Origin of the sequence: Porphyromonas gulae DSM 15663, from assembly GCF_000378065.1 — a bacterium.
GTDB lineage: Bacteria > Bacteroidota > Bacteroidia > Bacteroidales > Porphyromonadaceae > Porphyromonas > Porphyromonas gulae.
Window position 1 is genome coordinate 17,225 of sequence record NZ_KB899170.1, and the last position, 26,925, is coordinate 44,149.

Annotated in this window: 19 protein-coding genes and 1 tRNA gene; 11 read left to right on the plus strand and 9 right to left on the minus strand. The window is 47.7% G+C overall.

Annotated elements, in window-relative coordinates; all coding sequences use genetic code 11:
- Window position 1 precedes the first annotated feature (1 nt).
- From F452_RS0107835 to F452_RS0107850, 4 genes are all read left to right on the plus strand, one after another.
- Window positions 2-1,129 carry a thioredoxin-like domain-containing protein gene (locus F452_RS0107835; RefSeq protein WP_018965661.1) on the plus strand — a complete coding sequence of 376 codons (1,128 nt, stop codon included), beginning with the start codon at window positions 2-4 and terminating at the stop codon, window positions 1,127-1,129.
- 177 nt (window positions 1,130-1,306) lie between these two features.
- Window positions 1,307-2,461 carry a DegT/DnrJ/EryC1/StrS family aminotransferase gene (locus tag F452_RS0107840; protein WP_018965662.1) on the plus strand — a complete coding sequence of 385 codons (1,155 nt, stop codon included), beginning with the start codon at window positions 1,307-1,309 and terminating at the stop codon, window positions 2,459-2,461.
- Entirely contained in the window at window positions 2,458-3,777 is a 1,320-nt protein-coding gene (locus tag F452_RS0107845) for a lipopolysaccharide biosynthesis protein (RefSeq protein WP_018965663.1), read from the plus strand. The genes F452_RS0107840 and F452_RS0107845 overlap by 4 nt, the downstream gene beginning before the upstream one ends.
- Entirely contained in the window at window positions 3,728-5,356 is a 1,629-nt protein-coding gene (locus tag F452_RS0107850; RefSeq protein ID WP_026292301.1) for an asparagine synthase-related protein, read from the plus strand. Before F452_RS0107845 ends, F452_RS0107850 begins: the two co-directional genes overlap by 50 nt.
- A 100-nt stretch (window positions 5,357-5,456) precedes the next feature.
- On the opposite strand, the gene F452_RS0107855 is transcribed toward F452_RS0107850, so the two are convergent.
- From F452_RS0107855 to F452_RS0107900, 9 genes are all read right to left on the minus strand, one after another.
- Window positions 5,457-6,071 (minus strand): sugar transferase, encoded by a 615-nt coding sequence (locus tag F452_RS0107855; protein WP_026292302.1) that lies wholly within the window; start codon window positions 6,069-6,071, stop codon window positions 5,457-5,459.
- A gap of 524 nt (window positions 6,072-6,595) precedes the next feature.
- Entirely contained in the window at window positions 6,596-7,537 is a 942-nt protein-coding gene (gene trxB, locus F452_RS0107860; RefSeq protein ID WP_018965666.1) for a thioredoxin-disulfide reductase, read from the minus strand.
- Between the two features lie 200 nt (window positions 7,538-7,737).
- Window positions 7,738-7,810, minus strand: a tRNA-Thr gene (locus F452_RS0107865).
- A gap of 60 nt (window positions 7,811-7,870) precedes the next feature.
- The gene (locus F452_RS0107870; protein WP_018965667.1) at window positions 7,871-8,323 is read right to left on the minus strand and encodes a hypothetical protein; all 453 of its coding nucleotides are present in this window, start codon (window positions 8,321-8,323) and stop codon (window positions 7,871-7,873) included.
- A gap of 28 nt (window positions 8,324-8,351) precedes the next feature.
- A complete protein-coding gene (locus tag F452_RS0107875; protein ID WP_018965668.1) occupies window positions 8,352-10,982 on the minus strand; it encodes a valine--tRNA ligase in 2,631 nt (876 codons plus the stop codon).
- An 833-nt stretch (window positions 10,983-11,815) separates the two neighbouring features.
- The gene (locus tag F452_RS0107885) at window positions 11,816-13,714 is read right to left on the minus strand and encodes a tetratricopeptide repeat protein (RefSeq protein WP_018965669.1); all 1,899 of its coding nucleotides are present in this window, start codon (window positions 13,712-13,714) and stop codon (window positions 11,816-11,818) included.
- 189 nt (window positions 13,715-13,903) lie between these two features.
- A complete protein-coding gene (locus F452_RS0107890; RefSeq protein WP_018965670.1) occupies window positions 13,904-16,456 on the minus strand; it encodes an adenosylcobalamin-dependent ribonucleoside-diphosphate reductase in 2,553 nt (850 codons plus the stop codon).
- 286 nt (window positions 16,457-16,742) lie between these two features.
- Complete coding sequence (xseA, locus tag F452_RS0107895; protein WP_018965671.1) at window positions 16,743-18,110, minus strand: exodeoxyribonuclease VII large subunit; 1,368 nt, start codon at window positions 18,108-18,110, stop codon at window positions 16,743-16,745.
- Window positions 18,111-18,153: 43 nt separating this feature from the next.
- On the minus strand, window positions 18,154-18,621 hold the full coding sequence (locus F452_RS0107900) for an Lrp/AsnC family transcriptional regulator (protein ID WP_018965672.1): 468 nt from the start codon (window positions 18,619-18,621) through the stop codon (window positions 18,154-18,156).
- A 342-nt stretch (window positions 18,622-18,963) separates the two neighbouring features.
- Here F452_RS0107900 and F452_RS0107905 point away from each other — a divergent pair, with 342 nt between their 5' ends.
- From F452_RS0107905 to F452_RS0107935, 7 genes are all read left to right on the plus strand, one after another.
- Window positions 18,964-20,151, plus strand: coding sequence for a uracil-xanthine permease family protein (locus F452_RS0107905; RefSeq protein WP_018965673.1), 1,188 nt, complete (start codon window positions 18,964-18,966; stop codon window positions 20,149-20,151).
- 24 nt (window positions 20,152-20,175) lie between these two features.
- A complete protein-coding gene (locus tag F452_RS0107910) occupies window positions 20,176-20,826 on the plus strand; it encodes a hypothetical protein (protein ID WP_018965674.1) in 651 nt (216 codons plus the stop codon).
- A gap of 22 nt (window positions 20,827-20,848) precedes the next feature.
- Complete coding sequence (locus F452_RS0107915; RefSeq protein ID WP_018965675.1) at window positions 20,849-21,412, plus strand: cob(I)yrinic acid a,c-diamide adenosyltransferase; 564 nt, start codon at window positions 20,849-20,851, stop codon at window positions 21,410-21,412.
- Between the two features lie 198 nt (window positions 21,413-21,610).
- Window positions 21,611-22,954 carry an adenylosuccinate lyase gene (purB, locus tag F452_RS0107920; protein WP_026292305.1) on the plus strand — a complete coding sequence of 448 codons (1,344 nt, stop codon included), beginning with the start codon at window positions 21,611-21,613 and terminating at the stop codon, window positions 22,952-22,954.
- 99 nt (window positions 22,955-23,053) lie between these two features.
- Complete coding sequence (locus tag F452_RS0107925; protein ID WP_018965677.1) at window positions 23,054-24,367, plus strand: pseudouridine synthase; 1,314 nt, start codon at window positions 23,054-23,056, stop codon at window positions 24,365-24,367.
- A 31-nt stretch (window positions 24,368-24,398) separates the two neighbouring features.
- On the plus strand, window positions 24,399-25,808 hold the full coding sequence (asnS, locus tag F452_RS0107930; protein WP_018965678.1) for an asparagine--tRNA ligase: 1,410 nt from the start codon (window positions 24,399-24,401) through the stop codon (window positions 25,806-25,808).
- 198 nt (window positions 25,809-26,006) lie between these two features.
- Window positions 26,007-26,925 (plus strand): IS5 family transposase (locus F452_RS0107935; RefSeq protein ID WP_018965679.1); only part of this gene is annotated, 919 nt, incomplete at its 3' end.

A 26,925-nucleotide genomic window follows, 5' to 3' on the forward strand; every position in this document is an offset into this window, starting at 1 on the left:
TATGAAGCAATTATGCCAGATCTGTTTGGCTTTCATCTGTCTTTTCTCTCTCAATAGCTGTGGTAACAAAGATACATTTCGGGTCGAAGGTTCGATTGCCGGTTATGAGGATACCGCGCAAGTATATCTGACTAAGATCGTAGGGAGCGATCTTTCTGTGCTTGACTCTGCAAGTCCTGACCGTAGAGGTCATTTCAGTTTTGTAGCACAAGCGGACTCAATGCCATCTTTCTACCAGCTCGAATTTAAGAGGCAGCAGATCAATTTTGTTGCTCAGATCGGATCGAGAATCAGTATACAAACAGATCGGAACAACTTTTCTAACTATACTATCGAAGACAATCTGGGTGTTGAGAATGACAATATCCGCAAGATTGCCACATTGAAAGGTCAAACGGATGGTCGTTTGGATGGTTTGTATTGCTCTTTCCAAGCGAACAAGCTGAACGCCGCACAGTATCAAGACACTATTGCTAAGGTGATAGATGAGTTTAAGACCACATTGCGTAACGATTTCATTTTCCAGGATCCTAAATCACCGGCTTCGTACTTTGCGCTGTTCCAGCAGAAAGACGGTCTTTTGTATTTCAATATCTACGACCCTATGGATGCCAAGGCCTTTGCAGCTGTAGCTACGGCTTACGATACTTACTACCCAACTTCGCCCTATACCAAAAGCGTTAGAGATCTTTCTCTCTTGGGAATCGCTGCCATGCGAAGAGATCGTGTCGCAAAAGATATTTCCACTCGCAAAATAGAAGTGAAAGATATTCCCGAAATAACCTTAATCGATAGCCGAGGCAATGAACAGCCGTTATCAAAAGTTGTAGAAGCAAATAGCAAGGTATTGATAGCTTTTACCTCCCATCAGGCAGAATGGTCGCCTTCTCTGGTAAAAGAACAAAGAGCGTTGTATCAACGGCATCGCAACAATGGATTTCAGATATATGAGATTTCTCTTGACAAGGACTTATATTTCTGGCAGAATGCAACGCGTACACTCCCTTGGATCACGGTGAACGATAGTGAGGGAAAAGCAGCCTTGTCATTCAACGTCAGGTCGCTGCCCACATTTTTCTTGATCCAAAATGGCGAACTCAAACGTCTCCAAAGATTGCAGAGCCTCTGAAAATTATTTCCGAAATAATAAGATAAGGCTCTTCTTTTGATAAATCCGTGATAGAACAGACCAACGTGACGAAAATCGATCTTTAGGCAGAAATACAAGAAGCTGTATCAGGGAGCCAACCCCCGACACAGCTTTTTTTCTTCCTATTATTCTCTTTCATCAACAAGACAAACAACCATGTTTACCTCTACATCCCGACCGATCGTGATGGTTGATCTGAAAAAGCAGTATCAGCAGTTGAAAAAGCAGATCGATGAGGCCGTTCAAGGAGTTATCGATAGCACCGCATTCATCAATGGCAAAGAAGTACATGCTTTTGCGGAAGATTTGGCAGCCTATCTGAATGTAAAGCATGTGATCCCTTGTGCCAATGGTACAGATGCACTGCAGATCAGCCTGATGGCTGTTGGATTGAAAGCTGGAGATGAGATCATTGTGCCCGATTTCACTTATGCCGCAAGTGCTGAAGCTATCGGTTTGTTAGGATTGACTCCTATTTTCGCTGACGTAGATCCCGTTACATTCAATCTTACACCTGAGAGTTGTGAGAAATGTCTGTCCGACAAGACGAAAGCAATCATACCGGTACACTTGTTTGGTCAGTCCTGCAATATGGAACCGCTTCTGGACTTTGCCAAGCGAAATGATTTGTTCGTTATCGAAGACAATGCTCAGGCAATGGGTGGCGAATATACATTCTCCGATGGCAATAAACGAAAGACAGGAACAATGGGGCATATAGGTTGTACATCTTTCTTTCCATCGAAGAATTTGGGTTGTTATGGAGATGGTGGTGCCATCACGACGAATGATGATGAATTGGCCGAGCGAGTGCGAATGATATCCAACCATGGTCAAAAGGTCAAATACAAACATGACATTATAGGATGCAACTCTCGACTCGATACCATTCAGGCAGCTGTTCTCAGAGTGAAATTGCAGTATCTGGATCGTTTCAATACACACCGGAATGAGGTAGCCTCGTGCTATACCTCTTTGCTCGAAGGCATCGAATGGCTCCATACTCCGATCTCCCTGCAACAGTCAGTACATGTTTATCATCAATATACCCTTAAGCTCTTCGATGAGAATATGCGCGACAGACTGCGGGAGCATCTGACCAAACATAAGATTGCCTCGATGATATACTATCCGATACCGCTTCACAGGCAGCCGGCATTCATGGGTATTGCTCGTTGGGCTGAATCTTTGGATGTGTCGGAGTCGCTGTCTCGAACAGTTTTGTCGATCCCTATCTATCCGGAAATGGAGACAGAGGAAATCCATACCGTGGTATCAGCAATTAAATCATTCGAACCGTCTTCACAATGATAAGAGAGGAAGGACGCTCGTCCTTGAAGCAAGGACAAAGTTCTATGACGGCAAACAGCATGAAGCTGATCAGTGCCGGTACCTTTGTACAGATATTGGCTTTCTTGCTACTTCCCGTTATCGGACGTATCTATACCGAATCCGAGATCGGTCAAATTACCGTTTTCCTTTCCATTGTGGGTGTCCTCACGATCGTTGCCACTGGACGTTATGATCAAGCTACCATATTGGCACGATCGAAAGAAAGAGCATTGTTGCTGCTGTTTACATCTCTTCGGTTCAATTTGATCTTTTGCTTGGCTCTTATTCCGGTAGTCCTCATTATCAATCCCTTTTTGACGGATTCGCGATACAGCGGACAGCAAACGCATCTATTCCTGCTTCCCCTTTTCGTCTTCTTTGCTGCAGGAGTAATTTCCTTGTTGTCATGGGCTAATTCGCATAATCAATATGGCCGTATGAGTATTGCACAGATCAGTCAAGGACTGGGCAATAATCTGCTTCGAATAGGTTTCGGCCTTCTCAAGATGGGCTTTTGGGGGCTTCAGCTTGCGGCCCTGCTCGGTGGTATGGCAGGTATCCTTCCCCTTGTACGCAAGCAGGCTCTTTTGTCCCAATACAAGCGATATGTTACTTGCCAACGTCTGAGAATAGCAGCCCGTACCTATGCCAATTTCCCGCGTTATTCATTGCCTCAGGCCGTTATAGACATCTTGTCCGGTAGTCTTGTATCCTTGCTATTGCCTTTGCAATACCACGATGCAGCCGTCGGGCTGTATGGTATGGCCTATATGCTTGCCGGTAGGCCTATGCAACTTATTAGCGATTCGCTCAGCCGAGTTTGGTTCAGACGAGTTGCTGAACAGAAGAATGCTGGGCTGTCTTTCATCCTTCCGATCCGTAGGTTCGTCCTCATTTGGCTTTTGGTAGCTGTACTGGGCTCTATCCTCCTTTTCTTCTTTTTGGAGCCGCTTGTCGTTGTTATTTTAGGGGAGAAATGGCTGTTGTGTTCATCCATTATAATGGCTATGCTGCCGTTCTTTATCTTCAATTTTCTGTCGTCCGTATATAATTTCCTGCCCGATTTGTTTGGGAAGCAGCGCAAATTCATGAAGATGCAGGCCATTCTATTGGTTGTTCAGCTACTTGTTATCCTGACAGGAACCCGACTGTTACCTTTCGAAAAATATATGTGGCTGCATTTTGCCGAGCGTGCGCTTGACTCATTTGTGCAGATAGCATGGTTCTATATGATTATTCGCAAATATGAAAATAGCCTCAGACTTCACTCCTGTGCTCCCAAAGAAAGATATTGATATAATGGCCGGTTACTCAGCAGGGTTTATCTTCGATGGAGACCGGCATCTTACTTCCCAAAAACTGCAAGCCTTCTTCCATGCGGCTTCGGATTGGGATGACTTTCTTTCCCGAACTAAGCGTATTACAGGGGAATGGGCTGTCGCCTTCCAGCGTGCCGATGGCGAAGTCTGGGCTGCGACTGACCATCGCTCATCACAGCGTCTCTACTACCGTCTTTTTTCCGATGGACTCCGTATGGCGGAGAACGGTTATTCATTGCTCACAGAGCCGGACAACTGGGATGATGACGCTGTCCTTTTTTTCTTGCGTTGGGGATATACTCCGGCTGATAGCACATTGATTCGTGAGATTCGGAAACTACCCTCCGGACACGCTATGCGATATAGAGCCGGAAAGGGCATTACGATTACAGCCTACGATACGGTAGACCGATATGCTCCGTTTGACAGCCACCCATTATCTTATGAAGAGGCTAAAGAGGAACTGAAGCACCGCCTCATTCGTGCCGGCAAACGACTTGTCGGCTATCTGAATGGTCGGCCGGCCATACTCCCTCTTTCTGGCGGATTCGACTCGCGGATGATAGCCTATATGCTGCACCGCCTGAAGTACCCCCATGTCTATTGCATTTCCTATGGTAAAGAAGGAAATCCGGACAGTCTGAAAGCTGCTAAAGTGGCGGATAGACTCGGCTTCCCATTCGTCTATATCAACAGTGTAAGATCCGACCGAGCCGACTATACACAGGATGCTGAGTTTCTGTCTTATATGTACAATATGACCGGACTATCTTCCTGCTATTACTACCAAGAGTTCATAGCAGCTGGAAGTATCGCATCCGGATCGGTGCATAATAGCATGGTTCCATTCCCATCGAATGCTGTTGTTTTGCCCGGCCATCAGGGAGATGACTTGGGTGGTTCTCAGCTGATGCACCCCCGTTTGGCAGAGAGCAAACTTTCGCCTAATGAGCTGTCGTGTATCCTCTACTCCCACAAGCAGATGAACCAACAGTTTGACAGGAAACAGAAGGAACGATTGCTCTCCATGCAGGCAAAGCTGTTTGCCGGCTACGATCAAATACAACAGCCGGCCTATCGCACTTTCGAGCAGTATATGCAGTGGGAAAACATCCCCAAGTATATGCTCAATAGCCAGCAATCATGGCGTTTCTTCGGGTTGGATACAGCTTGCATGCTCCTTGATAAGGAGTTGCTTGATTTTGCCTATTCTCTTCCCTTTGAATACCGCTATGGAAAGCGTATCTATGATGATATTTGCCGTGAGCTGTACGGTGAGAGTGGTATCTCTTTTTCAGACGATTTGGACCTGCATGGTATTATTTCTTCTCCCGTTTATCGGCTCAAACGAACCGTAAAGCCTTTGCTTCGCCCATTTATGCCGCGTCCTTCTATTTGGAAAGGCGATATCATCGGTTTTGAGCAGATCATGCAGCCCGTATTGCGGGAGGTAGAGCAGGACGGACGTTTCCGTCCGACATCGATCAATGGGTTATCTTTTTGCTGGTATCTGCTTCAAAACGAAAAGCTGATTGGTCGCCCTTTGCCTCTCTGACCAATTTGAGAGTAAGCAAAGCTGCCACATTCCCAACTCGTTACAATGAAAAAGGGAAAGTCTTTCGAACCTTCCCTCGTAAAATCTGTGGTTTACTTACTTATACCTTCTTGCCGATTAGGATAGAAGAGATCGTCAGTATCGAAATCTTGGTATCGTAGCAGAAACTGATTTTCTGCAAGTACATCAAATCCATCTCCAGACGCACCAGCATCTTCTCTATCGTATCCGTATAGCCGTTGTACAACGTAGCATAGGAAAACAGCCCCGGCCTTATTTGGTACAAAAGCGCGTAGTCCGGATTTCGTTCCATTATCTGACGGATGTAATATTCCCTTTCGGGCCTATAGCCTACGATAGACATATCCCCTTTGATGATATTCCAGAATTGGGGCAACTCGTCCAAGTGAGAGGCCCTCAGGAAACGACCGAACTTCGTCAGCCTGGAATCATTTTCTTGGAATAGCTGAGGTTGATTGTTGGCCTCCGCATCCATCTTCATCGAGCGAAACTTATATAGCATGAAAGGCTTTCCACCAAGACCGATACGTTCTTGTGAAAAGATTGCAGACCCCCCGTCTTGCATGAAAATCACCAATGCTATGATCAGCATAAAAGGCAGGGCAACGGCTAAAAAAATCAATGCGAGACAAAAATCGACCAGTCTCTTAATTTTTCTCACCCAAAGTGAGTTCAATCTATCGTTATTTTCCATTCTCTTTCAGCTCAGGGCAGATATCTCCCTCTTCCGGAAAGGGTATTTATCCTATCGGTTGCCAAAAATAGATATAACTTTTGGTTTATGAATAAAAAACGCAAAGCCAAAGGCAATATTCTGTGGAGATGAATCGAAATATAGGGGCTGTTTTCTGGGCTTTAAGCACCAATAGCACCCCTTCTTTCTCCAATAAATATGTTCCGTGTCTTTTCCTTTTTCTATCAGAGATTCAGGGCAATATCGGGCTTGTGACGATGTTTTCTATTGGACTCCTTTGTTTAATATTTTATACATTCTTGAAGGCAATAGTAATTCTTTACATGCATCAATGAAATAATGCTATTTAAGATTAATAATTCAGAATCAATGGCCAAGATGATGATCGATATAATATGGATATCAGAAAAACCTGAAAGAAAAGCATCGCTATGAGGCGAAAGTGACAAAAAACGGAACCGGCCAAAGAGAGGAAATAGCTCTCCTTGGCCGGTTTTGTCTTTTCTGTATTGAAGCAATGCTTTTTATAGGCCGTGTTCGCCCAAATAACGCTCTGCTTCGATAGCAGCCTTGCAGCCTGATCCGGCAGCCGTGATAGCCTGACGATAGTGTGGGTCGGCAACGTCGCCGGCAGCGAATACGCCGGGTACTTTTGTGCGCGGAGATGAACCTTCCGTCAGGATATAGCCCACTTCGTCCAAGTCGAGGTAGTCGGCGAAGATCTTCGAGTTCGGCGTATGACCGATAGCAAGGAAGAAGCCATCGATGGCAATGTCCACCATCTCTTCGTCCGGTTCTCCTTTGCGTTTCACCAGATGAGCACCTTCCACACCGTTTTCGCCGAATAGACCCATGGTATTATGCTCGAAGAGAACGGTTATGTTTGCCGTATTCATCACACGCTCCTGCATTACCTTGGAGGCACGGAGGTAGTTCTTGCGTACGATCAGGTACACATGCTCGGCCAGCGATGCCAGATAGAGAGCCTCCTCGCATGCGGTATCGCCTCCTCCCACTACGGCTACCTTCTTCTTGCGGTAGAAGAATCCGTCACAGGTTGCACAGGCAGAAACACCCATGCCGGCATATTTGGCTTCATCGGCCAAGCCCAAGTATTTGGCTGTGGCACCCGTGGAGATAATAAGCGTATCGGCTGTGATTTCCTTTTCCCCGTCTATCGTGATTCGGTAAGGAGCCTTGCTCAAATCGGCTTTTGTGGCGATACCCGAACGGATGTCCGCTCCGAAGCGGGTCGCTTGTTTGCGCAAGTCTTCCATCAGTTCCGTACCGGTGATTCCTTCGGGATAGCCCGGGAAGTTCTCCACCTCGGTCGTAGTCGTTAGCTGACCGCCGGGTTGTATCCCTTCGTAGAGGATGGGGTTGAGGTTGGCACGAGAAGCATAGATAGCTGCGGTATAGCCGGCAGGTCCGGAACCGATGATGAGACAGCGTGCATGTTCTGACATAATGATCGTTTGTATTTGTTCGTTAGTAAGTATTGTTCTATGGATGAAACAAAGATAGTAGCCTTTTCGTTTACCGAGCCTATCTATCGAAGCATACGACCGCTCCGCTCCATTATGCCGATGCACTGCCCATAAAAAAAGACTGTGCTACGAACAATCGCAACACAGCCAAACACATTAACAACAATCTCTAAAGTCAGAGCCGAAAGCCGGACTCGAACCGGCGACCTATTCATTACGAATGAATTGCTCTACCAACTGAGCTATTTCGGCAGTCTGTAGACGGCCTTGCGACCGCCCGCCCTCTCTCGAAAGCGCTGCAAAGGTAAATAATTATTCCATATCCGGAAGAAGTTCGGCAAGAAAATTATTCAATTCTTCGTCCAAATTTTCCAATAGGGCCGAATCCAGCTGAATCAGTTCGTCGTCGATGAAGAGTAATTCCTCGATAATCGTGAAATCCTCCTGTGTCAGAGCTACTGAGAAGGGGCGTACAAATTGGTCTTTGTCGAAGAATCGGGCTGCATGCAGTCTTTTGACTGCGCCCCGAAGCTCCTGCCTCATTGTGGACGGTATCTCCGTCCGTCCTTCTTGGATCCAATCGTATATGACCACACGATGGAGCTCTTCGTCCTTGTCGTTGAATAGCTGTACTTCCCCTGCAGCCGGATCTATTTGGACGAAAAGATCACTGATGGCTATCGGTACCGTTTTGGAGCTGTCGGGGTGTTCGATCGGTGTGCGGAACAGGCGTTCGAGCTGAATCTGTACTTCGTTCGGTTTCATTGTTGGCTAAAGAGATTGTGTATGGGGTTTATTTGGTCGATTGCAACTGGTTCAGACTGTCTCGAAGCGTGGCAATTCGCGCTTCGGCATCGCTTTTCTTCTTTTGCTCAAGCTCTATGACAGCCTGCGGAGCCTTGGCCACAAAGCTTTCGTTGCCGAGCTTTTTCATGACCGAAACGAGGAATTTCTCCTGATAGGCCAGTTCGTCGGACAGCTTCTTGATCTCCTCCTCCACGTCGATCAATCCGCCCATCGGGATGGCGTATTCTAGCGTACCGATCAGGAAAGAGGTAGAGCCGCCCGTCTTTTCTTCCACTCGGCCGATGGCTTCGAGGTTGCCCATTTTGATGATAACGGCATCGAAGGACGTATCGTGTTCGCTTCCTGCTTCGAGCGTCAGCTTTTCCTTCAAAGGAATATTCTTGCCGGTACGGATATTGCGAATGGCGGCTATGATCTCCCGTGTACGATCGAAGGCTTGTAGGAAGTCCCTGTCCGTCTCATGCGCATCGGGCAGGAGGCAGAGCATGATGGTCTCGCCATCGTGACGCGGTTCGAGTGCATGCCATAGCTCTTCTGTGATGAAAGGCATGAAGGGATGGAGCAAACGCAGCAGCTGGTCGAAGAATCCGATCGTACTGCCGTAGGTCTTCGCGTCCATCGGCTGACCGTATGCCGGCTTCACCATCTCCAGATACCAGGAGGAGAAGTCGTCCCAGAACAGCTTGTAAACCAGTGTCAGTGCCTCGCTCAGACGATATTTGGAGAAGAGATCGTCCAGCTCCGTCTTCACCTCATCGAGGCGATAGCCGAACCATTTCACGGCCAGTGCCGAGGCTTCGGGCTGCGTGGCCGTTTCTGCCTGCTGCCATCCTTTTACGAGGCGGAAGGCATTCCATATCTTATTGCAGAAGTTACGTCCCTGCTCCGAGAGCGATTCGTCGAAGAGCACATCGTTGCCGGCCGGAGCGGCCATCATCAGTCCCATGCGGACTCCGTCGGCACCGTATTTCTCCATCAGCATGATAGGATCGGGCGAGTTGCCGAGGCTCTTGGACATCTTTCTGCCCTGACCATCGCGTACGATACCGGTCAGATATACGTTGTCGAAGGGTTTCTTGCCACGGTATTCATAGCCTGCTATGATCATGCGGGCTACCCAGAAGAAGAGAATGTCCGGAGCCGTCACGAGGTCGCTCGTGGGATAGTAGTAGTCCAGCTCTTCGTTCTCCGGATCCATCACATCGCCGAATACGCTTATCGGCCATAGCCATGAGGAGAACCACGTATCCAGCGAGTCGCTTTCCTGACGCAGATCCTCTGCCGTGAGCGAGTCCGATCCCGTTTGCTTGCGGGCCAGCTCCACCGCTTTTTCGGCCGTCTCCGCCACTACGATACTTCCGTCCGGCAGGTAGTAGGCAGGGATACGATGCCCCCACCAGAGTTGTCGGCTGATGCACCAGTCCTTCACGTTCTCCATCCAGTGACGGTAGGTGTTCTTGAATTTGGCCGGATGCAGTTTGATCTCATTGTTCATTACGGCATCGAGAGCCGGTTTGGCCAGACTTTCCATCTGCAGGAACCACTGCATCGAGAGCTTCGGTTCGATGGGTACATCGGTACGCTCGGAGTAGCCTACCTTGTTTACATAGTTTTCCACTCGCTCCATCAGACCGGCATCGATCAGATCCTGTTCGATCTTCTTACGCACATCGAATCGGTCCATACCGGCGTACGGGCCGCCATGTTCGTTGAGAATGCCGTTGTCGTGGAATATGTCTATGCTTTCGAGCCGGTGTTTCTGCCCGAGCATATAGTCATTGACATCGTGTGCGGGCGTCACTTTCAGACAGCCCGTACCGAACTCCATATCCACATATTCGTCTTCGATGATGGGTACTGCACGCCCTACGGTGGGTACTATCACCCGTTTGCCTCGGAGCCAGCGGTAGCGTTCGTCGTTCGGATTCACGCAGACGGCCGTGTCGCCCATGATGGTTTCGGGGCGAGTCGTCGCTACTATTATATATTTGTCCGGTTCGTTCTCTACGAAATAGCGTAGATAGTAGAGCTTGCCGTTCGTTTCTTTGTAGATCACCTCTTCGTCCGAGAGGGCAGTCAGTGCTTTCGGGTCCCAGTTTACCACCCGTATGCCACGGTAGATCAGTCCTTTGTTGTAGAGATCCACGAACACCTTGATCACGCTCTCGGAGCGGGATTCGTCCATCGTGAAGGCTGTCCGTGTCCAGTCGCAGGACGCTCCCAGACGCTTGAGCTGTTCGAGGATGATACCTCCGTGCTCGTGGGTCCAGTCCCATGCATGACGGAGAAACTCCTCTCGGCTGAGATCCTGCTTGCTGATACCCTGAGCGGCCAATCGGCCTACCACCTTGGCCTCAGTGGCTATGGAGGCATGGTCTGTACCCGGCACCCAGCAGGCGTTGTACCCTTTCATACGGGCACGGCGTACGAGGATGTCCTGAATCGTATTGTTGAGCATATGCCCCATGTGGAGTACTCCCGTCACGTTGGGTGGGGGGATCACCACGGTATATGGCTTTCGTCCATCGGGAACGGAGATGAAACAGCCATATTCCATCCAGTAGTTATACCATTTCGATTCTACCTCTTCGGGGTTGTATTTGCTCGCTATTTCCATACTGTACGCTTTGCTCCTGTAAGAATGTTTTTGCTCCTCCTGTGCACGATTCGGTCATTGGCCGCGTCTGCACGAGAACATTATCGCGCAAAAGTAATAAATAATGAAGCACGATTCCCTTTTCAGTCGCTATTGGCGTCAAGATCGGATTATATTATAATAAGTAGCAGCAGAGTGTTTGGTTTAGGATAGGGGAGCGAGACAATCGATCGTGGAAGTCCTTTTTTCGCCACTTAGTGGGCTTATGCCAAACACCGAAAAATACGCTCCAAAAAAGTTTTCAACAACGAAGATGAGTTTGGAATGATTCTAAATAAGCACCTGAAAGGAAGCATCTTTTGAATCCCAAAAGATGGTAAAACGAACTTCTTTAGGTCGGATTCGGGTTTCTAAGAGGAGGAAAAACGATTTGTATATCGACCATTTTCGATTTATATATAAATCATTTTCGATCTGTATATAAATCGTTTTCAATTCATATATAAATCGTTTTCGTTATCTATATAGATTGTCATGCCATTTATATATAGATCGTAGATGAAGAAAGCCCGTTCGACGGGCGATAAAAGAAAGGCACGCACCCGATTCAGTCTCGAATCAGGTGCGTGCCTTATGCTTTTGCCCGGCTATTGAGAGCCTTATTCCTGCTTATTTGTCATGGGTATAAGCGTTCTTTTCTCTCCTTCCACAATGAGAGAGTGGGTATATGGGATAGCAAAATCAGCCTTGCCGCTTGAAGATATTATATGAAGTCTTAGCATATATAGGGGCATTTAATTGTTGAGACCGCAAATGTAAGAAAAAAGCCCAAGTCCGGTGAAGCCTAATTTTGCCTACATGCCTTCCTGACACGCATTCGGATTCTCTTCTTCCCAGCTTTTTATTCTTTCAAGTAAGGCTATTGCTTGGCTGTTGTTAGGGTATTTCTGTAGTGTTGCTTTTACTTTTTGAATCTGCTTTGACTCTTTCCCTAAACAATCTATTCCCAAAATTAGTGTCTGAAGATAGTCTATTTCATAGGCTGAAGGATTTCTTTTCGCCAAAATTTCTCTTATCAAAAGAGCCTCTTTGTATGCCTTTTCAGCTTCTTCTCGATTATTGATTTGGTTGCAGAAAACAGCCAGATTATTCAATGTCATGGCCAAGTACGGATTATAAGCTTGAGGATTTTTCTTTGCGAGTTCTCTGTATATATCCAAGGCCTCTTGATAACAGTCTTTTACTTGTTTTATTTCGTTGTTTTTTCTGAGTAAGAGACCCAGATTGTTCAATGTCATAGCTAAGCCCGGATTATAGGCCTGAGGATTTTTCTTTGCGAGTGCTCTGTATATATCCAAGGCCTCTTGATAACAGCCTTTGGCTTGTTTTATCTCATTGTTATTGCTGAGTACGCTTGCCAGATTGTTCAATGTCCCAGCCAAATTCGGATTATAGGCCTGAGGATTTTTCTTTGCGAGTTCTCTGTATATATCTAAGGCCTCTTGATAATAGATTTGGGCTTGCTTTGTTTCGTTGTTTTTTCTGAGCAACAGACCCAGATTGTTCAATATCCCAGCCAAGTCCGGGTTATAGGCCTCGGGATTTTTCTTTGCGAGTTCTCTGTATATATCCAAGGCCTCTTGATAACAGATTTGGGCTTGCTTTGTTTCGTTGTTATCGCTAAGCAAGAGACCCAGATTATTCAATGTTGAGGCCAAGTCCGGATTATAGGCCTCGGGACTTTTCTTTGCGAGTGCTCTGTATATATCCAAGGCCTCTTGATAACAGTCTTTAGCTTGTTTTATCTCATTGTTATTGCTGAGTACGTTTGCCAGATTGTTCAATGTCATGGCCAAGTCCAGATTATAGGCCTCGGGATTCTTTTTCGCGAGTTCTTTATATATATCTAAGACTTCTTCATAATATTGTTTGGCTTTGGTGAAGTCATTAAGAGAATATAGTAGGCCGGCATAGCCGAAGAGGTTTTCCGGAGATCGTTCGATTGCGATCAGCTTCTCATAGAAGTTGCAAGCCTCGTCAAATGAAAACTTGGTTTTGGCAGCCTCGATTAGCTCCTTTAGAACCTTAGTCGTTTCTTCATTTCTTTTTTCTTCATACTCTTCGTATATCCGAGTGAGGCTGTTGTTACTTCTGCCGATCACTACTTGCCGGATGGATTCTAAAGTATCCGCTAATAGAGTATTTCCGCTTTTCTTCAACTCCTCTATTACATGTAATAACTCGGCCGAGTGTTCGAACAGATTTCGGACTATGATTTGTAATGTCTCATGTAAAGGATGTTCTATCTCTCGACTGTGGTATAAATCTTCTATGGCCTTCTCGGCTTTTACTTGACCTTCTTTGATTGGTAGTCGTTTCAAGTAGTGCTCAATATCCCGTGGATCAAGTCCTCTTGCTTTGATAGCTTCCATGACTTTGACTCGTGTCAAGTAGTTGTGAGCTGCTTGATGTTTGGATTCAGCAAGCCGTTTCTCAAAACAGTCAATAAAATCTTGTGTTTCTCGATCATCCGGCTTGAATGAAGTCGGATTCTTCATATATGCATGAACCGCTTTCTTTAGTTTGATGCGTGTCGCATATCCAACTTCATTTTTGAAAAAATCATTTAGGGCATAATGAAAAGCCGATTCTACTTGAGTATCAACCTCCTTTTTGAAATAGCTTTGTATTTTCAAGTAAAGGTTTTTGATCGGATTAAATAAAAGTTCGAGTATTGTCAAAATTTGACCCATAACTTAAGTCTAAGTAAATCTTTGAATTGATGTTTGCAAATATAGATAAAATCAGATGCTTGATTTGTAAAATACAAAAGAGGGCATGCCGAATCATAGTCCGGACATGCCCTCTTGAACAGTAAAGGAAATGTAGAGTGGCAGCAGAGGTATTATGTTATAGAAGCGATACCCTGCCGGTTTTGTGCTTTATCCGCATTTGGAAGCTCCGCAACTGCTGCATAGCAGGCAGCCTTCTTGATAAACCAAAGTCTCCTGACCACAGCTCGGACATACCTGTCCTGAGAGGGTGGTGCCATTGGGGAGGTAACGTTTGAGGGCGCGCTCCACGCCGTTCTTCCAAGTGTTGATGGATTCGTCGTTCAGCGACATGCCCTGTACGAGGTGTACTACCTGTTCGATAGGCATACCATAGCGCAAGACGCCTGAGATGAGCTTGGCGTAGTTCCAGTATTCGGGATTGAACTTGCTGTCCAAGCCTTCGATGGTTACCTTGAAGCCCTTCTTGTTGCAGAACTGGAAGTCGTAGTGTCGTTCGCCGTTTTCGTCCCTGTTCTTGATTATCTTGCCGTGGGTAACGCTCTTCGGCACCATGATACCTTCGTCATCATCGGCTATACCGGTGAAGATTTCGTAAGGACGTCCATCTTTGAGACCAACGAATGCGATCCACTTCTCACGGTTGTTTTGGAAGCGAACTACCTCCGCTTCCAACTCGCGCGGACGAGAGATAAGCATGCTCTGTACCATGGTCTGGAGAGCTGCCGGCTCCTCTTTCTTGTCTTTCTTCTTCGGCTTGTCGGTGATAAGGACGCCACTGCGCGAACCGTCGCGATAGACGGTACAGCCTTTGCAGCCGCTCTTCCATGCCTCTACATACAGGGTATTGACCAGCTCTTCGGTGACATCGGAGGGGAGGTTGATGGTTACGCTGATGGAGTGGTCTACCCACTGCTGGATACGTCCCTGCATCTTCACCTTAGCCACCCAGTCCACATCGTTGGCCGTGGCCTTGTAGTAGGGCGAACGGGCTACGAGGTCGTCGATCTCTTCGTTCGTGTATTTGCGGTCAGGGTCGTAACCGTTGGTGCGCATCCAAGTGACGAAGTTGTGGTGATAGACAACAAACTCTTCGAAGCTGTCGCCCACTTCGTCCACATAGTCGATCTGTACATTCTTGTCGCTCGGATTCACCTTTCTGCGACGCTTGTAGACCGGCATGAATACCGGCTCGATACCGGAGGAAGTCTGTGTCATCAGACTGGTGGAACCGGTAGGAGCTATCGTGAGGCAGGCGATATTGCGTCGTCCGTACTGCTTCATCTCTTCGTACAGCCACGGATCGGCCTCGCGAAGACGGGCTATAAAGGGATTGTTCTCTTCGCGCTTGGCATCGAACAGTTCGAAGGCACCGCGCTCCTTGGCCATGGTCACAGAACTGCTATAGGCGCAGAGTGCGAGGGTCTTCTGTACCTCTTCGGCAAATTGGGTGGCTTCGTCCGAACCGTAGCGGAATCCCATCGCTGCGAGCATATCGCCTTCGGCAGTGATACCTACACCTGTACGACGGCCGGCAAGGGTCTTGCGGCGGATCTTGTGCCAGAGGTTGCGTTCCGAGGTCTTGACTTCTTCGCTTTCGGGGTCGCTGTCTATCTTGCTCAGGATCTGTTCGATCTTTTCGGCTTCGAGGTCGATGATGTCGTCCATGATGCGCTGTGCCAAAATAACGTGGTTGCGGAAAAGCTCGAAGTCGAAGGAGGCTTCGTTCGTGAACGGGTTCTTCACGTAGGAATAGAGGTTGATAGCGAGCAGTCGGCAACTATCGTAGGGGCAGAGAGGAATCTCACCACAAGGGTTGGTGGAGACTGTACGGAAGCCCAGATCGGCATAGCAATCGGGTACCGATTCGCGAATGATCGTATCCCAGAAGAGCACTCCGGGTTCGGCCGACTTCCAAGCGTTGTGAATGATTTTGCCCCAGAGGGTACGTGCATCGATCTCTTTCTCCCACTTCGGGTCTTTGGCATCGATGGGGTACTGTTGTTTATAGGGCTTGCCTTCGACAACGGCACGCATGAAATCATCGTCGATCTTCACCGATACGTTGGCTCCCGTCACCTTGCCTTCGGTCATTTTGGCATCGATGAAGGATTCGGAATCGGGATGCTTGATGGATACGGACAGCATAAGAGCACCGCGGCGGCCGTCCTGAGCTACTTCGCGCGTACTGTTGGAGTAGCGTTCCATGAATGGGACCAGTCCGGTGGATGTGAGAGCAGAGTTCTTCACGGGCGAACCTTTCGGGCGAATGTGGGAGAGGTCGTGCCCTACGCCTCCGCGGCGTTTCATCAGCTGTACCTGCTCTTCATCGATCCGGATGATAGCTCCGTAGGAATCGGCATCGCCGTCCAAACCGACAACGAAGCAGTTGGAGAGGGAGGCTATCTGAAAGTCGTTGCCGATACCGGTCATCGGACTTCCCTGAGGTACGATGTAGCGGAAGTGATCGAAGAGGTCGAACAGCTCTTGTTCGGAAAGAGGATTGGGATACTTTTTCTCGATGCGAGCTATTTCACAGGCTATACGCTTGTGCATGTCCACAGGGCTTTTTTCGTAGATATTCCCTTGGGCATCTTTCAGCGCATACTTCATTACCCATACTTTGGCGGCAAGCTCATCGCCATCAAAATAGGCAAGCGAGGCTTTGTATGCCTCGTCGAATGTGTAGATTTTGCGTGACATAGTATTTTGTGTAATTAACTTCTATTTGCGTTTGCAATGTTATGAAGTATATATTAAATGGACAATAGGGAAAACCTTCGTTGTTGAAAAGTTTTCCGAAATAATTTTATAATACGCTTTATATTAGCGTGTTATGATTTTATTGTTTTGTGGAAAGTTTTCCGAATTTTTCACTTCATGAGTGTCAGAGTGGGTGAAAATAAAAATTGAAGGACGATTATCGAGTATAGATATTCGCCACAATCAAATAAAGGGAGGGTGATAAGGTGGGGTAGTATTTCCCCTTTTAAGGCTGATCCACAACGGCAGAGACAGACCCGTCGACGAATTGTGCAACGAGGCGATCGCCTCTCTGCAACTCCGATTGGGAACGGATGGCTTTGCCGTCTTTCAGAACGATGGCGAAGCCACGGCGCAGGGTAGCATTGGGGTGTAGCAGGCGGATGGCCTGTTCGTTGGTTTCGAGGCGTCGATTGTAGCTTTTCAGATTGGCTGCCAGCAGCAAAGGCAGTCGGGCAGCTACCCGATCCAATCGGCCTGTATTTTGTTTCAGCTCGCTCTTCATCATGGCCGGCAGGCTGCCGCTTGCTATTTGGAGTTGCTGAAGTCCGAAGGCGATCCGCTGTTTAGTGGCTAATCGGAGGCGGTCTTCTACGGATTTTATCCGATGGTGTTCTTCACGAACAGATGATTTCAGGATGGCCGGCGTACGGAGCGATAGCTGGGTCAGCCGTTCGTGGCAGTACATCATCATCATTCGGAGTCCTTCGGCTGCACGGGAGCGAAGGTCGTCGATCAATTTCCACTCTTCGCGCTGGCAGTTCACAAGAAAATCGGCCACAGCCGTAGGGGTCTTGAGCGAGCGATAAGCTACGAGATCCACCACCGTCTCGTCCCTGTCGTGTCCGATGCCGGTAAGGATAGGAAGGGGGAAGCGTGCACATGCCTGTCCGATGGCAAGCGAGTCGAAAGCTGCCAGTTCGCTCACTGCTCCTCCTCCGCGAATGATGACTACTACATCGAAAGAATCCCGGTGATATGTGATGCGCTCCAAGGCTCCCAACACCGATGCTTCGGTTTGTGCGCCTTGCATCACGGCTTGGAAGAGGACGGGATAGAAACAGAAGTGCTCGGCCGAATGGCTAAGGTGTGCGATGAAATCTTCGTAGCCGGCAGCCGCACCGGATGAGACTATGGCAATGCGTTGGATGGGGCGGGGTAGGGACAGGCTGCGATTCAGGTCGTATAGGCCTTGCCGGCGCAGTTCTTCTATGATCTCTTTGCGTTTGCGGGCCATGGCCCCCATTGTGTAGGAGGGGTCTATGTCCAGAATGCGAAGGCTTAGCCCGTATTGCTCATGGTAGGATACGCTTACCAGTACCAGAACGTGGAGGCCGGAATCGAATGTTTCGCCCGTTTCTCTCCGAAATCGTCCTGATAATGTGGCATAATCCGAAGCCCATATCATGGCTTTCATACGGGCTGTGACTTGGGAGCCGGATGTATCCTTGTCCAGCAATTCCAAATAGCAATGCCCCGATATGCCCACTCGCACACCGCTGGTCTCTGCACTGACCCAGTAGCGTCCGGGGAATCCGCTTTCGAGACAATTTCGGACAGCAGAGGCTAACTGGGTAAGCGTATAGGAGGGCATTCAGCGTATCCGATCGATGAGGGTATATATAGTAGGTATGTGCTTATTGATCTCCTTCGGGTATCTTGATGCCGCGATTGAATCCTTCGGCCAGAGAGATCAACGTTTCGGTAGAGACGATACCGGGGATTTCTTGGATGGTCGAATTCAGGATGTCCATCAGGTGGTCATTGTCGATGGCGAAGAGCTTGATCAGCAAAGAGTAAGGCCCTGTCGTATAGTGGCACTCCACGATCTCCGGAATGTTGTACAGATGGGGGAGTACATCCTTGTACATCGAGGCTTTCTCCAGACGAACACCTACGTAAGTACATGTCCTGAATCCCAAAGACTTCGGGTTGATATGATAGCCCGAACCTGTAATAACCCCCATTTCGATCATTCTTTGTACGCGCTGGTGAACGGCAGCACGCGATACGCCACATTCTTCTGCAACGTCTTTGAACGGCATACGGGCATTATTGGAGATAATGCTCAGGATTCGCCTGTCGAGTTTGTCTAACCTTTCCATATAATTATAATGGCTAAAAATTGAAACAAATGTATGAAAAAACTTATGTCGGGTCTATTTTCGATTGCTTCGAGACTTGATACTATGAAGGAAGTGGACTTTTAAGTATAAACCCCGGAGACTTTACAGTATAAACCCACAGGGGTTTTAAGTATAAACCCGGGAGGCTTTATAGTATCAAGTCTGTGGCCTTTTAAGTATAATACCCAAGGAGCATCGTGTCCTGCTTATACAACGACAGGTTCGAACTATCGTAAAACAAGCGTGCAACTCAATGGGATAAAGGGAAATGCCATATATTTGCAGGGCTTAAAATCCAGCAAATTATAATCGGTTTTTTATATGGAAACAACCCAACTCTCTCCGCTCCGAAAAGGCATCGTAGGCGTACAGTTCCTCTTTGTTGCTTTCGGAGCTACTGTTTTAGTGCCCCTCCTTGTGGGTTTAGACCCTTCGACAGCCCTGTTTACGGCCGGTATCGGCACGTTGATTTTTCATTTGGTGACGAAAGGGAAGGTGCCTATTTTTCTTGGTAGTAGTTTTGCCTTTATCGCTCCTATTATCAAGGCTACGGAGATGTATGGGCTGTCCGGTGCTCTTTCGGGTATGGTCGGTGTGGCTCTGGTTTATTATCTGATGAGTGCTTTGGTCAAGTGGCAGGGAGTACGTGTGATCCAACGTTTGTTTCCGCCTGTAGTCATCGGCCCTGTCATTATCCTGATCGGACTTTCACTTGCAGGAGCCGGTGTGGATATGGCACAGTCTAACTGGATACTGGCTACCATATCGCTTGCTACCGCCGTGGTGGTGACGATGTTGGCTCGGGGGCTTTTCAAGCTGATCCCGATCTTCTGCGGTATAGCGGTGGGCTATGTGATAGCCGTTGTTTTCTATGAGGTCGATCTGAATCCTATTCGAGAAGCTGCGTGGTTGAGTCTGCCTCAGTTTTCTTTCCCCAAGTTCTCTCTTCCTCCCATCCTCTTTATGCTGCCTGTGGCTATCGCTCCCGTGATAGAACATATCGGCGATGTCTATGTGGTAAATACGGTGACGGGGAAAGATTTTGTAAAAGATCCGGGGCTGCATCGTACCCTCTTGGGCGATGGTCTGGCCTGTATGGTAGCAGGTCTGCTGGGAGGACCTCCCGTGACTACTTATTCGGAAGTAACCGGAGCCATGGCTCTGACTCGTGTGACGGATCCGATGGTGATTCGTATAGCCGCCCTGACGGGAATTGTCTTCTCTGCTGTTGGTAAGGTCAGTGCCTTGCTCAAATCCATCCCTCCTGCCGTTCTCGGTGGTATCATGCTGCTTCTCTTCGGTACGATAGCTTCGGCCGGTATTGCCAATCTGGTCAATCATAAAGTGGATATGAGTCGGACACGTAATATTATTATCGTGTCCATCACTCTTACGCTCGGTATCGGCGGAGCAGTCGTTTCGTTCGGTGGATTTACAATGGCCGGTATCGGTTTGGCTGCCATAGTAGGGGTAGTGCTCAATCTGATCTTGCCTCAGGAGCGGGAGTAAGTTATTCTCCGACCGATCTTACCAATGTCTTGTCTCTTCTCTTCATTCCTGTCCGTCAGCGATAGAGTACGCTTGCAGGCATTGCGCAGCGTTCGCTATCTACTGCATCGTGGTGGACACCATGTTCACTCTCCCTATGTATTTCACCTGCTGACACGGGTGGTGGAGGAAAAGACACCGTACTACAGTTTTGACCGTCTTGCATCGGAGACAAAAGAACTTCGGGAGTCAGCCGATTATCGGGGGATTCGCCGTCGCAAGGTACTGGAGCTGATCTTTCGCCTGACGATCTTCAGTAAGGCAAAGCGAGCAATATGCATTTCTACGGGCGATTCCGTACTGCCGAAATATCTTTCTGCCGCACGACCGGAAATAGAGCTTTCGGCTGAAGATAGCGACAGGTCGATAACGGACTCGAAGCAGGCGGATCCGCTCCTTCTCGTAGTGGAAAGGGATGCTCCTCTGTCTGCTTCTATTCGACAATGTTTGTCCGGCTCTTTGCCGGATGGCTCTATGGCGATTTTGTACTGTCCTCGTCGCAGGGGAGAGGCTTTTCGCCTATGGCAAGAGCTTGACAAGAATCCTGCTGCACGGGTTTCGATCGATACGGGCGAATTGCTGATCGTAATTTTTCATCGTGGACTGAACAAGCGGAGCTATAAAGCGTTTCTATAAATAATAAAACGATAGAAGCGATATGTCTAAAAGTATGATATACACCCGCACGGGTGACAAGGGAACGACCAGCTTGGTCGGAGGAGAACGCGTACCCAAATACCACCAAAGGCTTGAGTGCTACGGTACGATAGACGAATTGAACTCATTTATCGGCCTGCTGATGAGTGAGGATTTGCCGGAAGAGGATCGGGATTTTCTGCGTACCATACAGCACAAGCTTTTCACCGTCGGATCCTATCTGGCCACAAATCAGGAAAACAGAGAGCTGATGGTGGAGAGCCGTGTGCATCCCGAAACGATAGAACGCGTGGAGCGAGAGATCGATCGACTGGATGATGCCATCCCCAAGATGACGGCTTTCATCTTGCCCGGAGGCAGCCGTTCTACCTCTTTGGCACACGTTTGCCGTACGGTATGCCGGCGAGCCGAACGTCATATATACCGCTTGAGTGAAGAGGCACTGGTGGAGGAACCCGTGATGCACTATATCAATCGTCTGAGCGATTATTTCTTTGCTCTGGCTCGAAAAGAGGTTTGGCGTACGACCGGAGGTGAAATTATTTGGGATAAGACCTGCGATTGAGAAAAAAACTGTAGAATCGATTTGGAAGCTTAATAAGAAGGAGCGAGAAAAGGCTTCGGATATTAGGTTTAGTCAGAAAAATCTTTTTTTATCTTTGCTGCTTACAAAATCGGAAGAAATCCCATCCTAATGTCGGCATCGGCTGTCATGAATATGCGGTCTTCTTTCATTGATCCGATTATATCAGAACAAAAACAAATGATTGCTTTCCAAGCCCTGCAAGCCATCTCTCCGATAGATGGCCGGTATCGCAACAAAGTAGAAGCACTTAGTCGCTATTTTTCAGAGGAATCTCTAATTCGCTATCGTGTAAAGGTGGAGGTGGAATACTTCATTGCCCTTTGCAATGAATTGCCTTCGCTAAAAGGTGTCTGTCCTCCGTCTTTAGAGGAAGAGTTGCGTCGTATATACCAAGATTTCAGCGAGACGGATGCCGTACGTGTAAAGGAGATAGAGGCGGTAACGAATCATGATGTCAAGGCAGTGGAGTATTTCCTCAAAGAGCGGTTCGAGGCCATGGGGATACAAGATGCCAAAGAATTTATCCACTTCGGTCTGACCTCGCAGGATATAAACAATACGGCTTTCCCGATGATGATACGCGAGGCAATGACCGAGGTTTACATGCCCGCTTTGCAGGAGTTGGTGGAGCAGCTTCATGCTTATGCTCTTCAGTGGAAAGATGTCCCGATGCTGGCCAAAACACATGGACAACCGGCATCGCCCACTCGCTTAGGAAAGGAAATAGAAGTATTCGTCTATCGCTTGCGTAAGCAGATCGGCCTGTTGCTGGCAGTACCTCATTCAGCCAAATTCGGTGGTGCTACGGGCAATTTCAATGCCCATCATGTGGCTTATCCTGAGCATAACTGGAGCGATTTTGGCCGTCGGTTCGTAACTTCTCTCGGGCTTGAAAGAGAAGAACTCACTACACAAATATCCAACTACGACAACATGGCAGCCTTATTTGATGCCTGCTGTCGAATCAATGTGATACTGATCGACCTCTGCCGTGATTTCTGGCAGTATATTTCGATGGAGTACTTCAAACAGAAGATCAAGGCCGGCGAGGTCGGTTCTTCTGCCATGCCCCACAAAGTGAATCCTATCGACTATGAAAATGCCGAAGGCAATCTGGGTATTGCGAATGCCATATTTGAGCATTTGTCACGCAAATTGCCTATTTCACGCTTGCAGCGGGACCTGACGGATTCCACCGTACTCCGTAACGTGGGAACACCTTTGGCGCATTCTCTCATAGCAGTCACGAGCATAGCCAAAGGGCTTGGCAAACTGCTTCTCAACGAAGCTGCTCTCGATCGGGATTTGCAGAACAACTATGCCGTGGTGGCTGAGGCCATACAAACTATTCTTCGCAGAGAAGGGTATCCCAATCCATATGAAACATTGAAGGCTCTGACGCGTACGAATGAGGCGGTGACAGCCGAATCTATTGCACGTTTTATCGAAGCATTGGATATTGATGAAGCCGTGAAGGAGGAAATGCGCCGCATATCTCCTTCTAATTACGTGGGAATCTGAAATTTTCATATTTTCGTAACCCAAAGAGTCAAAAAGACAAATTCATAGTTTGCAACCGTGAGGTTGTATGTGTAAAATCTAAGCAATAATCTATCAAAGATGACAACTGAAGAACGCGATATTTTCGCAGATACGAGCAAGGATGATATTTCTCCTTCGGAAAAGCACATAGAAAAACCTACGCCTTTCCGTTCGTCAAGAATGAGTTCAGGGGGAGGCTTCAGACCTACTCCCAGAGTAGGGGCTACATCCAAACCCGAGCCGACTGATCAATTGCAACAGCGTAAACGAAGAGTACGTATCGGTGAGCAGCAGAGCAGCCGACCACAATCGTACAGACGTGATGATTTCTCCGGAGGGGAGGGAAATAACCGCTCTGAAGCTCCTTCGTACAATAATCGATATGGTCGGGACGGGCAGCGTACGACTTATCCGGCTTCATACCGCCAAAATGAAGAGCGTGGGCAGAGACGCGACAGGCATTTTGAGAAAGAATACGATGCCAATCGTGCTATGGATAGCGAGCGTATGCGTGGATCGGGATCATCCTATCCCCGTCAGTTTCGGGATACGGAAAGGTCGATGTATTCGGGTGGCAATAGAACACTGACACTTCCACAGCAAAAGAAGAAAAAGAAACAGCCGAAAGCTCCGATCGTGCCTGTAAAGTATCGTGAGGTATTAGCTGATCCGAATGAGCCGATCAGGCTGAACAAGTTCCTGAGCAATGCCGGTGTTTGCTCGCGAAGGGAAGCGGATCTACTGATCGAAAAGGGAGAGATCACGGTCAATGGAGAAGTCGTGACCGAACTCGGCAGAAGAATTACACGTCAGGATGAGGTAATCTACAAGGATAAGAGAGTGGAAATAGAGAGCAAGGTCTATGTACTGCTCAATAAGCCTAAAAATTGTGTGACTACTTCTGACGATCCCGAATGCCGTACTACAGTAATGGATATAGTACGATATGCCTGTCCTGAGAGAATATATCCGGTAGGGCGTTTGGATCGGAATACTACCGGTGTGCTTCTGATTACAAATGACGGCGATCTTGCCTCTAAGCTGACCCATCCGTCTTTCAAGAAGAAGAAGATCTACCACGTGTGGCTCAACAAGGATGTAAGCATTGAAGACATGCAGAAAATAGCCGATGGGGTGGAGTTGGATGATGGAGAGATACATGCCGATGCCATCAGTTATGTAAAAGAAGACGATCTTTCGCAGGTAGGAATAGAGATTCATAGCGGACGGAATCGTATTGTGCGCCGTTTGTTTGAGCATCTTGGCTATCGCGTTGTCAAACTGGATCGCGTTTATTTTGCCGGACTGACCAAGAAGAATCTGCCCCGTGGAAAATGGCGCTATCTGAATGAGCAGGAGGTGAATAATCTTAGAATGGGAGCTTTCGAATAATATAAACATAAATAATGAATAGTATTATACAATGGATAAGAAGATGAAAAGAACTAGAATCGCAGACGCCCTCCATGGAGAGCTGGTCGGCCGAGAAATCAACATCAAAGGATGGGTACGCACCAAGCGCGGCAACAAGGCTGTGAATTTTATCGCTCTCAATGATGGTTCTACGATTCATAATATGCAGATCGTAGCAGATCTTGCTTCCTTCGATGCTGCACAGATGTCTCAGATTACCACGGGTGCTTGCATCGGTGTTATAGGCACTTTGGTCGAATCTCAAGGAGCAGGCCAGTCCGTGGAGGTACAAGCGTCAGCTATTGAGATTTATGGTACGGCTGATCCGGCTACCTATCCGCTACAGAAGAAAGGCCATACGTTGGAGTTTTTGCGTGAGATAGCACATTTGCGCCCACGCACCAATACTTTCAGTGCCATCTATCGCATCCGGCACCATATGGCTATCGCCATTCATACCTTTTTTCATAACAAAGGGTATTATTACTTCCACGCACCTCTTATTACGGCCAGTGACTGTGAAGGAGCCGGACAGATGTTTCAGGTGACAACGCTGAACCCTGATTCTCTCCCTCGAACGGAAGAGGGGCAAGTGGACTATCGTAAAGACTTCTTCGGCCGTCATACCTCATTGACCGTTTCAGGACAATTGGAGGGTGAAATGGCTGCTATGGCTTTGGGGGGTATTTATACTTTCGGCCCCACGTTCCGTGCAGAAAATTCCAATACACCGCGTCACTTGGCTGAGTTCTGGATGATCGAACCGGAAGTTGCATTCCTTGAGATAGAGGATAATATGGACTTGGCGGAAGAGTTCATCAAATATTGCGTACAGTGGGCTTTGGATAACTGTATGGATGACATCAGTTTCCTTTCTGAACACTTTGACAAAGAGCTGATCGATCGTCTCAAGTTTGTACTCGAAAAACCATTTGTTCGTTTGGCCTATACGGAAGGTATTCGTATTCTGGAAGAAGCCGTCAAGAATGGTGTAAAATTTGAATTCCCCATCTATTGGGGGGCAGATTTGGCCAGCGAACACGAGCGTTATCTGGTTGAGGTGCATTTCAAGACACCGGTTATCATGACGGACTACCCCAAAGAGATCAAGAGTTTCTACATGAAGCTGAACGATGACGGAAAGACTGTCCGTGGTATGGATGTACTTTTCCCGAAGATCGGAGAAATCATCGGTGGCTCCGAGCGTGAAGCCGACTACGACAAATTGATAGCTCGTGCTAATGAAATGGGAGTGCCCGAGAAAGATATTTGGTGGTATCTCGACTCCCGTCGTTATGGTACTGCACCGCATAGCGGCTTTGGTTTGGGCTTCGAACGCCTGCTGCTATTTGTAACGGGAATGAGTAATATCCGAGATGTAATTCCTTTCCCACGGACGCCGAACAACGCGGAGTTTTAGAGAAGACTGTTCAAAAAAAGTATAGACAAAAGGGTGTGCCGTTGTGGCATGCCCTTTTGCTTTTTGTCATAAGCTTTTTGCTGATTAGTCATCCCTTAAATAGATCTTTAATCTCTGATATTCAGCAAATTAGTTTGCGAATATCTTTGCTAAATCCGCAAGTTTTCGTATCTTCATCGTACGAAACTTGCAGATTTTATGATTAAAAAGCCCTATAATACCCCTTCATTATTCAGCAGTCTATCAGACATGCTGAACCAATCGCACCCACTCTATAAATTAGCTGACAAAATAGATTGGGCCAAATTCGATACGGCCTTCAAACCTTTGTATTGCCAAAACAATGGTCGCCCTGCTAAACCTATTCGTCTGATGTGTGGCTTGTTGATTCTCAAACACCTTCGTAATCTTTCAGACGAATCCGTTGTGGAGCAATGGAGTGAAAATGCTTATTACCAATACTTTTGTGGCATGCAAGAGTTCATCCCTGGTGCGCCCTGTGCCTCTTCTGAATTGGTGCACTTTCGCAAGCGCATTGGTGAGAAGGGGATAGAGCTCGTTTTCCAAGAAAGCATTCGTGTCAATAACGAAGATGATGACGAGCATCATCATGACACGGCTTTTATTGATTCGACCGTTCAAGAGAAGAATATCACCTACCCTACAGATGCCAAGTTGCATAAAAAGATTGTCCGTAAGGTTCTGGACATCGTCCACAAGCTGGAGCTACCGCTTCGTCAAAGCTATACCTTTGTTCTCAAGCGCATTTATCGCGACCAACGTTTTCGCAATCATCCCAAGAATCGCCAAAAGGCACTCAGAGCGGATAGGAAATTGCGAACCATAGCCGGCCGATTAGTCCGAGAACTCAAGCGTAATCTAGGAGAGCATTCTGTCCATAAGGAGTTGATAGAGAGATTTGAGGCGATTCTTACTCAACGACGTCATAGCCGGCAAAAGATTTATTCTATTCACGAACCTGAGGTACAATGCATCAGCAAGGGCAAAGAGCATAAGAAGTACGAATTCGGCAATAAGGTCTCCATCATCCGCTCGGCTACGGGGCTTATTCTTGGTGCCCAATCATTTCGTAATGAGTATGATGGACACACGATAG